Genomic DNA, 13,823 nt, shown 5'->3' on the forward strand with positions numbered 1-13,823 from the left:
GCCGACCAGAACTCGGGCCGGACGGTAACCTGTCACGATGCCCATCCTGGTCGTCGACAACTACGACAGCTTCGTGTTCAACCTGGTCCAGTACCTGGGCCAGTTGGGTGTGCGGGCCGAGGTGTGGCGAAACGACGACCCGCGGCTCTGCGACGAGGCCGCCATCGCGGCGCAATTCGATGGGGTGCTGCTCAGCCCGGGCCCGGGCACTCCGGAACGAGCCGGTGCATCGGTGAGTTTGGTCCGGGCGTGTGCGGCGGCGCGCACGCCACTGTTGGGGGTATGCCTGGGCCACCAGGCCATCGGGGTTGCCTTCGGGGCGACCGTCGATCGGGCGCCCGAGCTGCTGCACGGTAAGACCAGCAGCGTCTATCACACAAATGTTGGCGTCCTACAAGGACTTCCGGACCCGTTCACGGCAACCCGCTATCACTCGCTGACCATCCTGCCGGACTCGCTGCCGGCCGAGCTGGAAGCCACGGCGCACACCCGCAGCGGAGTGATCATGGGAGTTCGCCACACCGAGCTGCCGATTCACGGTGTCCAGTTCCACCCCGAGTCGATCCTGACCGAGGGCGGGCACCGGATGCTGGCCAACTGGCTGGCCTACTGCGGATGGGCGCGCGACGACACGCTGGTGCGACGTTTGGAAAACGAGGTCGCCAGCGCGATCCGACCGCACCTGCCGGTGGAGGCCGGAACTACTGACCGAACTTCAGCGTGACAATGCCGTCGCGGTTCACCCCGGCACCGGCGGGCGGATTCTGATACACGACCCGGTTGTGCTGGGAACCGCCGGCGTCCACGTCGGGCCCCTTGTCCAGTGATCCCGTCCAGCCCAGCGCGCGCAACCGCGGCTCGGCGTCGGTCCAGAACATGCCGGACAGGTCGGGCATGACGAACTGATTGCCCTTGGACACCTGTAGCTCGATCACCGAATCGATCGGCACCGTGGTGCCCGCCGGCGGATTGGTGGCGATGACGCTGCCGGCAGGCTTGGGGCTATCCACCGATGCCTGACTGAACTTGGTGAACCCGTAAACGTTGAGGTTCTGTTCGGCTTCCTCAACACTTTGGCCCGCGACGTCGGGAATCTGCTTGGTCGCGGGGCCAGAGCCGACGATGATCGTGATGACGTTGGTGATCGCCGACGTCTGGTTGGCCGGCGGGTTGGTTCCGATGACCTTGCCCATCAGCTCGGGGGTCGAGGGCGACTTGGCCTCTTTGAACCTGCCGAATCCCGCCGCGGTCAGCTTCTTGACGGCCTCGGCGTAGGTCATCGAGGAGACGTCGGGGAGCTCGCGCTGCTCGGGACCGGTGGAGACGTTGATGGTGATCTGGTCGCCGGCCGACACCGAGGCGTTGGCGGCCGGGTCGGTACCGATGACGTGGTCGGGTGGGATCGTCGAGTCCGGCTTGAGCAGGGTGCGGGTCTTGAAGCCACGGTTTTGCAGCGCAGCGATGGCATCCGCCGATGCTTGGCCCCGCACATTGGGAACTTGCACGTTGCGGGTGTTGCCGCCGAACGTGTTGATGGCGATGGTGACGACGATCGTCAGTACGGCCAGCACGGCCACCACGGCCACCCAGCGGCCGACCGAGGGCGTGCTGCGGTCCCGGTCGGTGTCATCGAGTGTCTGGCGAGGCAGCGGGTCGGTGCGTGGCGCGGCCGGGCTGGACGGCGAGGACGCCGTCAGGGAGCGCCGCTCGGCGCCGGTCAGCACTTTAGGTGCCTCGGGCGCTTCGCCGTTGTGTACCCGCACCAGGTCGGCGCGCATCTCCGCGGCGGTCTGGTAGCGGTTGTCCGGGTTCTTGGCCAGGGCCTTGAGCACCACCGCATCCAGCTCGGCGGAGATCCCTTCGTGGCGTTCCGACGGCGGGATGGGGTCTTCCCGAACATGCTGGTAGGCGACCGCGACCGGGGAATCGCCGGTGAACGGTGGCTCGCCGGTCAGGATCTCGTAGAGCACGCATCCCAACGAGTAGACGTCAGATCGTGCGTCGACCGAATCGCCGCGGGCCTGCTCGGGCGACAGGTACTGCGCGGTGCCGATGACCGCCGCGGTCTGGGTGACGCTGTTGCCGCTGTCGGCGATCGCGCGCGCGATGCCGAAGTCCATCACCTTGACCGCATTGGTGGTGCTGATCATGATGTTTGCCGGCTTGACGTCGCGGTGAATGATGCCGTTTTGATGGCTGAAGTTCAGTGCGTGGCACGCGTCCGCGATGATCTCGATGGCGCGCGTCGGGGCCATCGGGCCGTCGGTGTGCACGATGTCACGCAGGGTGACCCCGTTCACGTACTCCATGACGATGTAGGGCAACGGTCCGGACGGCGTCTCGGCTTCGCCGGTGTCATACACCGCGACAATCGCCGGGTGATTGAGCGCGGCGGCGTTTTGCGCCTCCCGCCGGAAGCGCAGATAGAAGCTGGGATCGCGAGCCAGGTCAGCGCGCAGCACCTTGACCGCGACGTCGCGGTGTAGCCGCAGGTCGCGGGCGAGGTGTACCTCCGACATACCTCCGAAACCGAGGATGTCGCCCAGTTCGTAGCGGTCGGACAGGTGCTGAGGGGTGGTCATCGCTGCATCTCAAATCGGGCCAGCGCCGCACGATGCTGCGGCGTCACCGTGACATTCCAGCTGGTTGCGCTGTCCCGGTTCCCTATCGGGCGATTTCGGCCCGCATCGTCGACCAGGTCAGGCTGGTTACTTTGCAGTCCAGGATTCCCTATTGATTGACCATCCGTCCAATTAAGGCGCGGCCCCTGACCGGTCGGCGTTTGGTGAGCCGTTGTGGTCTGGGTGACGGTCGGCGGCGGTGACTGTTGCTGGCTGTCGGCCCGCGAATTGATGACGATGAGCACCGCGATGATGATCGCCAGTGCGCCCAACACCCCGGCGGCCCACAGCAACGCGCGCTGGCCCGAGGAGAAGGTACGCCGGGCCGGTGGCGGCCGGTGTCCGCCCGTCGCGGGCCGGGTTCGGCGCGGCGTGGTCGTCCGGGTGGTGGGCGCGGGCGCGATCCGCGCCGGTGCGCTCGACGGGATGGCTGCCGGGGCAGCCCGGCCGGCGGGCGGTGACTGGCTGGGTCGGGGCGGGCGCCGGCCGGCGCGCACCGCGGCGACGGCGTCGGCGAAGGGTCCCCCACTGCGGTACCGCAGGCCGGGGTTCTTGACCAGCGTGATCTCGATCAGCTCGCGCACATTCGGCGGGAGTTCGGCCGGCAGCGGCGGCGGCGGCTCTTTGATGTGCTTCATCGCCACCGTCAGAGCTCCGTCGCCGGTGAACGGACGTTTACCCGAAACCGCTTCGTAGCCAACCACTCCCAACGAGTAGACGTCGCTGGACGGGCTGGCATCCTGGCCGAGCGCCTGCTCGGGCGCGATGTACTGGGCGGTGCCCATCACCATGCCGGTCTGGGTCACCGGTGCCGCATCGACGGCCTTGGCGATACCGAAGTCGGTGATCTTGACCTGCCCGGTGGGGGTGATCAGGATGTTGCCCGGCTTGACGTCGCGGTGCACCAGGCCGGCCGCGTGGGCGACCTGCAGAGCCCGCCCGGTCTGCTCGAGCATGTCCAGCGCGTGCCGCAGCGATAGCCGCCCGGTGCGTTTGAGCACGGAGTTCAGCGGTTCGCCGTTGACCAGCTCCATCACCAGGTAGGCGGTGCGGCCCTCACCGTTCATCTGGCTTTCGCCGTAGTCGTGCACGGCGGCGATGCCGGGATGGTTGAGCATTGCGGTGGTGCGTGCCTCGGCGCGGAACCGCTCGATGAACTCGGGGTCCGACGAGAATTCCTGTTTGAGGACCTTGACCGCGACGCGCCGGCCCAACCGGCTGTCGACCGCCTCCCAGACCTGGCCCATGCCACCGGTGGCGATGAGCCGCTGCAGGCGATACCTGCCAGACAGCGTCATACCAACTCTTGGGCTCATGGTTCCCCCTGAAGCGCGGCCTCGATCACGGCCCGCCCGATCGGGGCCGCGAGCGCGCCGCCGGTCGCAGAAAGGCGATCGGCCCCATTTTCCACCAGCACCGCGACAGCAACTTTGGGAGCCTGTGCGGGGGCAAACGCGATATACCACGCGTGAGGTGGGGTATGACGGGGATCGGTGCCGTGCTCTGCGGTACCCGTCTTGGATGCGATCTGCACGCCGGGGATGGCCCCTTTCTGCTGTGCGACTTGCTCGGCGCCGACCATCAGCTCTGTTAGCTTAGCGGCGACCTGCGGTGACACCGCGCGGCGCTGCTGATGTGGTGCGGTGGTGCTGATATTGGCCAGGTCGGGCCCTTTGAGGCTGTCGACCAGGTAGGGCCGCATCACGACGCCGCCGTTGGCGATGGTCGCGGCAATCTGCGCGTTTTGCAGCGGTGTGAGCGCGACGTCCTTTTGTCCGATGCTCGACATGCCCAGTGCGGCGGCGTCCGGGATGGGTCCGACCGTGGACTCGGCCACCTGCAGGGGTACCGCGCTCGGTGGGGTGTCCAGCCCGAAGGCATGTGCCATGCTGCGCAGAGCCGCCGCGCCGGTCGAGATGCCCAACTGCACAAACGCGGTGTTGCAGGACTTGGCGAACGCCTCGCGAAGCGACACGGTCTGCCCACTGCCACACGGGGCACCGCCGTAGTTCTCCAGGGTCGCCGTGCTGTCGGGCAGCGGAATGTTGGCGGCGGCGGTCAGCTGGTCGTTCTCGGTGGCCCCGGCCTGCAATGCGGCGGCGGTGGTGATCACCTTGAAGGTCGAGCCGGGCGGATACGTTTCCGAAATTGCCCGATTGGTCAGCGGGGAGCTGGGATCGTCGCGCAAATCCTTCCAGGCTTCGGCCTGTGCCTCCGGATCGTGCGACGCCAGCAGGTTGGGGTCATACGACGGCGAAGAGACCAGCGCCAAGATCTTGCCGGTCGACGGTTCCAGCGCGACGACGGCGCCCTTGCAGGGCCCGCCGCAGCCCTGCTGCATGGCGTCCCACCCGGCCTGCTGGATGCGCGGGTTGATCGTGGTGTCGACGTTGCCGCCACGGGGGTCGCGGCCGGTGAAGAAGTCGGCCAGCCGGCGACCGAACAGGCGCTGGTCGGATCCGTTGAGGAGCGGATCCTCGGCGCGCTCCAGGCCGGTGCTGGAATAGCGCAGCGAGTAGAAGCCCGTCACCGGCGCGTACACCTCTGGGTTGGGATAAACCCGCAGGAAACGGAACCGGCTGTCGGTGGCCACCGAGTAGGCCAGCAGCTGGCCGCCGGCGGTGATCTGGCCGCGCTGGCGGGAGTACTCGTCGAGGAGCACCCGCTGGTTGCGGGGATCGGCTCGTAACCCGTCGGCGGTGAAGACCTGGGTCATCGTGGCGTTGAGCAGTAGTAGCACGATCAACGCCATCACGGTCACCGAGATTCGGCGCAGAGAGGCGTTCATACCCGCTCGATCACCTCTGTGCCGGCCGCCGCGATGGACGACGTATTTCGAGGGCGGGTGCGCAATGGTCGTGGGGCACCGTGGGAGATTCGCGCCAGGATGGCCAGCAGCACGTAGTTGGCCAGCAGCGACGACCCGCCGTAGGACATCCATGGTGTGGTCAACCCGGTCAGCGGGATGAGCTTGGTGACGCCGCCGACGACGATGAACAGCTGGATGGCCAGCGTTGATGCCAGACCGGCGGCCAAGAGCTTGCCGAAGCTGTCGCGGGTGGCGATCGCCGTACGTAGTCCGCGGATGATGACGATGGTGTAGAGCATCAAGATGGCGGCCAGCCCCACCAGCCCGAGCTCTTCCCCGAACGCGGCGATGATGAAGTCGGTCGACGCCGCGGGCACGGTGTCGGGCTGTCCGTTGCCCAGACCGGTACCGAAGATGCCGCCGGTCGCGAAGCTGAACAGGGCTTGCACCATTTGGTAGCCGGTGCCGTCGGGATCGGCGAACGGGTCGAGCCAGTTCTGCACCCGGACGCGGACATGGTGGAAAACGAAGTAGGCGACCACGCTTCCGGCGGTGAACAGCGTCAGCCCGATGATGACCCAACTGAACCGTTGCGTGGCCAGGTAAAGCACCACCAGGAATGACGCGTACAACAGCAGCGAGGTGCCGAGGTCCTTTTCGAAGACCATCACACCGACCGAGGCCACCCAGGCCGCCAGCAGCGGCGCGAGGTCGCGCGGGCGCGGCAGGGTCATGCCCATCAGGTGCTTGCCGGCGCTGGTGAACAGTCCGCGCTTGGCCACCAACACCGCCGAAAAGAAGATCAGCAGCAGAATCTTGGAGAACTCGGCGGGCTGGATGGAGAAGCCGGGCAACCGAATCCAGATCTTGGAGCCGTTTTCCTCAGACAAGGCCGCGGGCAGTACCGCGGGGATCGCCAGCAACACCAGACCCGCCAGACCACAGGTGTAGCCATAGCGCGCCAGCTGGCGATGGTCCTTGAGAAACGTCACCACCAGCGCAAACGACGCCACCCCGACCAGAGTCCACAGCATCTGTTGGTTTGCGCTGGGATGTGCGCGGTGGCCGATCTGCTTGTCGACGAGGTCGAGCCGGTGGATCATCACCAGGCCCAGTCCGTTGAGCAGCGCCACCACCGGCAGCAGCAGCGGATCGGTGAACGGCGCGAAGCGTCTGATCGCCAGGTGCGCGAAGCCGAACAGGGTGAGGAAGGCCAGCCCGTAGCTGGCTAGGTCCCAATGGATGGCCCGGTCTTGATTGGCTTCCACGATGAATAGCGCAGCGATGGTGATCACCGCGGCGAAGCACAACAGCAGCAGTTCGGCATTTCGTCGGGTCGGCAACGGGGGCGTCACCGTTACCGGTGGCTGCAGCTGGGTCGTCATGCCACCGCCCGGCAGTCAATGCCCGGCTGCGGTGGGGGTGGCGGGAGTGCGGTCACGTTCGGCGAACTCGTCGTCGACGTCGGAGTAGGTGACGTCGGGGCCGCCGGCGAGGTACCCGCGGGCGGGGTGCTGGTAGCTGCCGTACTTCCGGAAGTCGTGGTCGGCGTGGTGCTGGCCGAGGGAGTCGGGGTGGTCGTCGACGCTGGTGAGGAGGTGACGCTGGGCTGTCCGGGTGTCTCGCTGGCGGTGCTCGGGGCAGATGATTCCGGCGGCGAGGTGGCGCGCGGCGCGGGGCAGGGTGGCAGCAGCGAGTTGGCGGCCAACTCGCGCAACTGCCCGATCGCGTTGTCGAGCGAGCCGGCGGGAAGGCCGGCCTGCACCTGTGCGCGTTCGGGTGGGCGCAGGTCGTCCAACTTCATCAGATTGCAGTCGAGATGCTCGCCGGATTGCTGATAGCTGATTTGGGACAGCTCGTTGCGTGCGTTCAGACAGCCCATGAGATACGGCTCGTGCAGGGACATGCCCAGAAACGACCCCTGAATGCCCCGCATGATCGATACGGTGCCGTTGAATTCGGCGACGTAATAGTTGTTGCGGATCACCGCACGGCTGATGAACAGGCCCGCCACCACCAGCAGCACCACCAGCGTGGCGACCAGTGCCATCCGTCGCCATGACCAGCGAGGCCGGTGAACGGTCTCGACTTGCGGCGGAACCCGCTTGACCGCCTCTTTGCGGGCGGTTATCGCCGAAGCCCGTCCTGCGGCGGTGTTGGGCAGGGTCAGCTGGTCGTCATCACCGGAGACCGCGCCGGCCAGGATCGGCTGGGTTTGTCCGTATTCGTAGTCGACGACGTCGGCCACCACGACCGTGACGTTGTCGGGACCGCCCCCGCGCAGGGCCAGCTCGATGAGACGGTAGGCGCTTTCGGCGACGTCGGGAATCTGCAGCGCTTCATGGATGGTTTCGTCGCTCACCGGATCCGACAGGCCGTCCGAGCACAGCAGATAGCGGTCGCCGGCGCGAGCTTCTCGCATGGTCAACGTCGGCTCGACCTCATGACCGGTCAGCGCACGCATGATCAGCGAACGCTGCGGGTGGCTGTGCGCCTCCTCCGCGGTGATCCGCCCCTCGTCCACCAGCGTCTGGACAAACGTGTCGTCCTTGGTGATCTGGGTCAGCTCACCGTCGCGCAGCAGGTAGCCGCGGGAGTCACCGATGTGCACCAGCCCCAGTCGGTTACCGGCAAACAGGATCGCGGTGAGTGTGGTCCCCATGCCTTCGAGCTCGGGTTCCATCTCGACTTGGGCGGCGATAGCCGAGTTGCCGGAGCGCACCGCGGCATCCAGCTTGGCCAGCAGGTCGCCGCCGGGCTCATCGTCGTCCAGATGTGCCAGCGCGGCGATGACCAACTGGGATGCCACTTCCCCGGCGGCGTGGCCGCCCATGCCGTCGGCCAGCGCCAACAGGCGTGCCCCGGCGTACACGGAGTCCTCGTTATTGGCGCGTACCAGGCCGCGATCACTGCGGGCGGCGTAGCGCAAGACTAGGGTCACGGGCGCAACTCGATTGCCGTCTTGCCGATTCGCACCGGCGTTCCCATGGGAACTCGTACCGCAGTCGTCACCTTCGCCCTGTCAAGGTAAGTACCGTTGGTCGATCCTAAGTCCTCGACGTACCACTCCGATCCTCGTTGGGAAAGCCTGGCGTGGCGCGTCGAGGCGTAGTCGTCAGTCAACACCAGGGTCGAGTCGTCCGCGCGTCCAATCAATACCGGCTGTCCACTCAAAGTTATGCGGGCGCCGGTCAGCGCCCCCTCGGTCACTACGAGATAGCGTGCCGACTGCCCGCGCCGCCGCGACGGTAAGAGCGTCCCGCGCAACGCCAGACCGCGGCGCACCATGACGGCACCGGTCGGTGCGTAGATATCGGTCCGCAGGATCCGCAACACCGACCAGATGAAAAGCCACAGCAGCATCAAAAAACCGGCACGCGTCAGTTGCAGTACTAACCCCTGCATCTGGCGTCCTTTCCGTCCTGGCATCGGTCCTGGCACTGCCCACCCCACGCCGGTGCCGAGCACATCAGCAAGGTCACGATACTTGGACGGCGGTCGGTGCGGAGTAAAGCACGGCAGCTGTGAGCCCAGAGGGTCAGTGGATGCGGACGATTATCTCGGAATGGCCCAAGCGAATCACATCGCCGTCGGCCAACTGCCACTCCTGCACGGGCGCGTTGTTGACGGTGGTGCCGTTCGTCGAGTTCAGGTCCGCCAGCAGCGCAACCTGTCCATCCCAGCGGATCTCCAGATGGCGACGTGACACCCCGGTGTCGGGCAACCGGAACTGCGCGTCCTGCCCGCGGCCGATGATGTTGGACCCGTCGCGGAGCTGGTACGTGCGTCCGCTGCCATCGTCGAGCTGCAGGATCACCGAAGATCCGGTAGCCCCGTAGCCGCTCTGTCCGTAACCGCCGTAACCGCCGCCGGCTGGCTGGCCGTACTCGGGCGGCGCCTGACCGTAGTCGGATGGGGCCTGGCCGTAGTCGGGCGGCGCCTGACCGTAGTCGGGGGCCGCCGCTTGGCCGTACTCGTAGTCGCGACCGGCCGGGTCGGCGTATCCGGCGCCCTGCGGCGGGTAGCCGCCCGGGGAGGACGTGTCGGCGTATTGGGTGTAGTCGCCCTGGCCATACTCGGGCCGGCCGTACCCGGCGCCGACCTGCTGGTAGCCCTGGTCGTAGCCGCCACCCTGGTCGGGGTAGCCCGGGCGCTGCGCCTCAGGGGGTGCCGACGGAGCCGCGGGCGCTGAATAGGCGCCCTCGTCCTGGCGTGCGGGCTCGCGGCCGTATTCGCCGTAGCCCCCGTATCCGGGCTGACCGCCGGGCGGCTGGCCGTAGCCGCCACCCTGGCGGTAACCCTGGTCGTAGCCCTGGGCGCCGTAACCTCCGGGCGCGGGCGGACGCTGCTCATATGACGGCGGGTAGCCACCCTGCTCGGGGTAACCGCGCTGGTCGGGGTAACCGCCCTGGTCCTGGTAGCCGCGCTGGTCGGGGTAGCCGCGCTGGTCTTGGTAGCCGCGCTGGTCGGGGTAGCCGCCCTGCTCGGGGTAGCCGCCCTGTTCCGGGTAGCCGCCCTGGTCTTGCGGGCGTGGCGGCGGGTACCCGGGCTGAGGCGGGTAACCCCCGGCCTCCGGCGGGTATCCACCACGTGGGTCGGGTCCGCCGTGCGGACCGCCGCGCGGGTCTTCTTGCGGACGGGCGTAACGCTCGTCGTAGTACTCGTCGGGCCGCCCCTGCCCCTGACCGCCGCGGTAGCTCGAGTTGTCAGTCATTGGTGGTACTCCTGGTTCTGCGCCAAACGCATCGTTCGATTGTGGCTGGGCGGAATCGTTGACTGTCGGGCGGGGCTCGACGTCGGGGTTAACAGCCCCGCGGGCGCGGAACTGGCCAGTATGCAGGCTCGATGACTGCTCGAACCGGACGACCACATCACCATAAGTTTGCCACCCCTGTTCATGGATGTAGTCTGCCAAGTACCGAGCAAATTCGCTCGACGTGAGGTGTGGATCGGCGCCCAATTCCTCAGCGTCGTGCACACTGAGGGTAATGATGTATTCGTTGGGGGCCAAAAGGCGATTTCCCGGCAGGGAGCGCACGCCGTCGGCCGCTTCCCGTCGCAACAGGGCTTCGACCTCTTGCGGGACGATCGATCCGCCGAACATCCGGGCAAATGCGTCCCCCACCGTCGACTCGAGTTTGCGCTCGATGCGCTGAACTAGCCCTTTCTGGCTACCCATCTCTTCAGTGCTCGCCTCACTGTGTTGTGGTCCATCGTTGGCGCAAGGCAAACGGCTCACCCGCGGGTCGTGGTCAACAGACCATGCTATCGGGACACCGTGACCCTGGGGCACCGTGAGAACCCTGAGAATCACATCGAGACACTTCAGAGACCCAGAAGTTGGTCCGTGTACCAGGGCCGCTGGGGTCGAACTGCGGCTCGGCGGGGGTTCCCGGGGCCGACCCCCGGCCCCACCCCGCTGGCAGCGGTTGGGGTTCGGGCCTACTAAAGTGATATGGTCCTCCGGTCGTTTGGGCGAGTGGCGGAATGGCAGACGCGCTGGCTTCAGGTGCCAGTGTCCTTCGGGACGTGGGGGTTCAAGTCCCCCTTCGCCCACAGCGAGCGGTTCTATGAACCGTAGACACAAAGGTCACGGCCTCGAAAGAGGACGTGACCTTTGTGGTTTGTGGGCGTGGCTGCGGCGGGCGTCCATGGGTGGGGACTGTCGTCGTCGGATCCGCTTTTTCAGCCGTTGCGGGGTATGCGACTTGCCTGCCCGAGCGGCCCGGCTGGACGTTGTTGCTCGCCGCGGCTCAATTAGGCGGGGCGTGCCCCCGGAAGTATCTACACTCCAACCGTGGGTCCGAGCGTGACCGAGGACTATGACTCATCTGCCTCGCGACGGCTGCGCAAGATCGCTCTCGACGCTGAGATCGCGGGCTGCCGGCGCTGCGAGGGCATGAACATCGCGCCCGCCACCATGTCGGCGCCCGGCTACGGCTGCGTGAGCTCACCGGTCGCGCTGATCGGGCAGAGCCTGTGCGAGAAGTGCATGGAGAGCCAGGTCCCGTTCACCGGTGGCAGCGGCGAGCTGATCGACGAGAGCATCCAGCGCGCGGGTCCGGAAAAAGAGGATGTCTTCATCAGCAACGCGGTGCACTGCCACCCGCCGAAGAACCGCTCGTCGCATCAGCATGAGATTGTCAATTGCTCGCCGTATCTGCACCGCGAACTCGAGATCGTCCGGCCGCGGCTGGTGGTTGCCTTAGGTCGCGATGCGGAACGGGTGCTGACGTTCTTCTATCCGAGCGCGCGGATTTGCGAGGAGCTCTTTGAGATTCCGCGCGGGCGACTCCCCAAGGGTGTTCCGTACATTTTCCACGTGAAGCACCCGTCCTGGATACAACGCCAGCACGACGACAATCTGGAAGCCAACTACGTGTCGAACCTGTCCGCGGCGATCCGGTGGGGCTTCGACCGCGAAGGCGAGGAAGCGACGGGCTAGGCGTGACGTGGCGTCGGCAGACGTGCAGTTTCTCGACGGCTATCCGGTCCTCTCGCGCGGTGTCCCGTGCCGCCCGGCGTGGTGCATACCGCGGGTTCCGGAGAGCTGAAATCGCCTGGGGGTGAGCAGATCCTGTCGGAAAGAAAGACATCCGGGTGCGGTGTGTCCAAGACCGGTTGTCGCAAACCGAGCCAGCTCGATTCCAACGACTGCGGTCGCGGTCCTTACGCCGAGGTGACGACCTTCTTGATCACTTTGCGGCGCAGCGTTGTCGGAAGCAACCGACCCAGCCCGACAAGTGTGCTCATGGCACGCGGGAACGAAAAGGACTCTCGGCCAGAAGATAGTGCGCGTAGAACGTGCTCTGCAGCTTCCTGTTCAGAGATTTCGCCGGGTGCGGGCATTCCGTCGCCCTCGGTGGCCTCCGTGGCAACGAATCCCGGATAGATCGACACAAATCGCACACCGCTGCCGGCATACTCAATCCGATAGGCGTCGAACAGCACCCTCAATGCGGCCTTCGCCGCCGAGTAAGGCCCCTGCAGCGGTACGGCGTACCAACCGGCCAACGAGTTGGTGTGTGCGATCACGCCCGTCCCGCGCTCAGCCATATGCCGCAACACCGGAACGAGGTAGTTGACCGCGACGTCGTAGTTGGCGTCCATGACGCTTGTGATGTCAGCAGCGTCAAGCCGGGTCAGATCAAGGGCAGGAGCGCCGCCGGCATTGAGCAACACCACGTCGATCTTGCCGTGGCGCTCTAGTACGTCGGCGACAACCGACTGTGCGGCAACCGGATCGGTGGCATCGGCCGGGTGGATCGAACAGCTGCCACCCATCTCCGCGATGGTCGCGGCGAGGCTGGCCAGCCGGTCGGTACGTCGGGCCGTCACCGCCACAGTGGCGCCCCGGCGCGCAGCCCGCTCCGCGACGCTGCGACCGATTCCGGATGAGCCGCCGACAATCAAAAACGTTGCTGACTCGACGCGCACTTTGTAGGCCCTTCGTTTGCCGATGACGGCCACTCAGCAGACTAGCGGCCGGTGGCTACCAGGCCGACGAAGACTCGCCTACCTGGGCGGGTTGGGCGGACTGCCGGTTCCGGCAAGCCCCCCGATCGCCGCGAACACCGCGTGCACCAATCCGGCGAAACCACGGCCGACTATCGTCTGCACCCGTGATTGTGCTGCTACCGCCGTCGGAGACCAAGCGGGGTGGGGGTGATGGCCCCCCACTGCGACTCGAAAAACTCGCCAACCCGGGACTGGGTGCACTGCGGGCCGCGCTGGTCGGCGAACTCGTTGATCTCGCGGCCGACCCGCCGGCGTGCAGAACGGCCCTGGGGGTCTCGCCGTCCCAGGATGCCGAGATCGAGCGCAACGCCGCGCTGCGTACCGCGCCGACGCTGCCGGCGCTGCGCCGCTACACCGGTGTCCTCTACGACGCGTTGGATGTCGATTCGCTGCGCGGCGCCGAGGCAAAGCGCGCCCGCGCTCGGCTGGCCATTGGTTCGGCATTGTTCGGGCTGTTGCGCGCCGACGATCAGGTGCCCGCCTACCGGCTTTCCGCTACTTCCAAGCTCCCGGCGAAACCCACCCTGGCCGCCCGGTGGAAGCCCCTGCTGGAGCCGTTGCTCGCGGAGTTGGCGGCCCAAGACCTGATCGTCGATCTGCGCTCCGGCTCCTATGTAGCGCTGGGACCAACATCCGGCGGGATCCACGTCAAGGTCCTCGCCGAGCATCCCGACGGCCGACGGACCGTGGTCACCCATTTCAACAAGGCATACAAGGGTCGGCTGGCCCGCATTCTGGCGAGCACGCGGGCCGAGCCCACCGATGCGGCCGCGGTCGCTGCGGTCGCCCGCAGGGCCGGCATGCAGGTGGAGCGCAGCGGAAACGAATTGACCCTCGTCGTCGCTGCGGGCGGGTGAGACCGGACGTCTGACCCA

Annotated in this window: 11 protein-coding genes and 1 tRNA gene; 4 read left to right on the forward strand and 8 right to left on the reverse strand. The window is 66.7% G+C overall.

The features are described from left to right. The first annotated feature begins 37 nt into the window (after positions 1 to 37). Entirely contained in the window at positions 38 to 724 is a 687-nt protein-coding gene (locus tag MPSD_RS00085) for an aminodeoxychorismate/anthranilate synthase component II (RefSeq protein ID WP_015353891.1), read from the forward strand. Here MPSD_RS00085 and pknB read toward each other — a convergent pair. The 7 genes from pknB to MPSD_RS00120 all read right to left on the reverse strand — a co-directional run bounded on the left by pknB (position 702) and on the right by MPSD_RS00120 (position 10,609). After that, a complete protein-coding gene (gene pknB / locus MPSD_RS00090; RefSeq protein WP_020785451.1) occupies positions 702 to 2,582 on the reverse strand; it encodes a Stk1 family PASTA domain-containing Ser/Thr kinase in 1,881 nt (626 codons plus the stop codon). The two genes, MPSD_RS00085 and pknB, sit on opposite strands and share 23 nt — an antisense overlap. Further along, a complete protein-coding gene (locus MPSD_RS00095; protein ID WP_015353893.1) occupies positions 2,579 to 3,937 on the reverse strand; it encodes a serine/threonine-protein kinase in 1,359 nt (452 codons plus the stop codon). Before MPSD_RS00095 ends, pknB begins: the two co-directional genes overlap by 4 nt. Further along, entirely contained in the window at positions 3,934 to 5,409 is a 1,476-nt protein-coding gene (pbpA, locus tag MPSD_RS00100; RefSeq protein ID WP_015353894.1) for a D,D-transpeptidase PbpA, read from the reverse strand. The genes MPSD_RS00095 and pbpA overlap by 4 nt, the downstream gene beginning before the upstream one ends. Next, positions 5,406 to 6,815: an FtsW/RodA/SpoVE family cell cycle protein gene (locus MPSD_RS00105; protein WP_086085123.1), complete on the reverse strand. Its 1,410-nt coding sequence runs from the start codon at positions 6,813 to 6,815 to the stop codon at positions 5,406 to 5,408. The genes pbpA and MPSD_RS00105 overlap by 4 nt, the downstream gene beginning before the upstream one ends. After that, positions 6,812 to 8,371 (reverse strand): PP2C family protein-serine/threonine phosphatase, encoded by a 1,560-nt coding sequence (locus MPSD_RS00110; protein WP_015353895.1) that lies wholly within the window; start codon positions 8,369 to 8,371, stop codon positions 6,812 to 6,814. Before MPSD_RS00110 ends, MPSD_RS00105 begins: the two co-directional genes overlap by 4 nt. Then, positions 8,368 to 8,835 (reverse strand): FHA domain-containing protein FhaB/FipA, encoded by a 468-nt coding sequence (locus tag MPSD_RS00115; protein WP_015353896.1) that lies wholly within the window; start codon positions 8,833 to 8,835, stop codon positions 8,368 to 8,370. Before MPSD_RS00115 ends, MPSD_RS00110 begins: the two co-directional genes overlap by 4 nt. 133 nt (positions 8,836 to 8,968) lie before the next feature. Beyond that, a complete protein-coding gene (locus tag MPSD_RS00120; RefSeq protein ID WP_015353897.1) occupies positions 8,969 to 10,609 on the reverse strand; it encodes a DUF3662 and FHA domain-containing protein in 1,641 nt (546 codons plus the stop codon). Positions 10,610 to 10,903: 294 nt separating this feature from the next. On the opposite strand from MPSD_RS00120, the gene MPSD_RS00125 reads away from it, so the two are divergent. After that, positions 10,904 to 10,986: transfer RNA gene (locus MPSD_RS00125), tRNA-Leu, on the forward strand. A 253-nt stretch (positions 10,987 to 11,239) separates the two neighbouring features. Next, positions 11,240 to 11,875 (forward strand): uracil-DNA glycosylase, encoded by a 636-nt coding sequence (locus MPSD_RS00130; protein ID WP_020785447.1) that lies wholly within the window; start codon positions 11,240 to 11,242, stop codon positions 11,873 to 11,875. Positions 11,876 to 12,099: 224 nt separating this feature from the next. Here the strand turns inward: MPSD_RS00130 and MPSD_RS00135 are convergent, their stop codons facing one another. Continuing rightward, entirely contained in the window at positions 12,100 to 12,900 is an 801-nt protein-coding gene (locus MPSD_RS00135; protein WP_020785446.1) for an SDR family NAD(P)-dependent oxidoreductase, read from the reverse strand. Positions 12,901 to 13,052: 152 nt separating this feature from the next. Here MPSD_RS00135 and yaaA point away from each other — a divergent pair, with 152 nt between their 5' ends. Beyond that, on the forward strand, positions 13,053 to 13,805 hold the full coding sequence (gene yaaA, locus MPSD_RS00140) for a peroxide stress protein YaaA (protein WP_015353900.1): 753 nt from the start codon (positions 13,053 to 13,055) through the stop codon (positions 13,803 to 13,805). Positions 13,806 to 13,823 lie beyond the last annotated feature (18 nt).

This window comes from Mycobacterium pseudoshottsii JCM 15466, from assembly GCF_003584745.1.
Taxonomy (GTDB): Bacteria; Actinomycetota; Actinomycetes; order Mycobacteriales; family Mycobacteriaceae; genus Mycobacterium; species Mycobacterium marinum.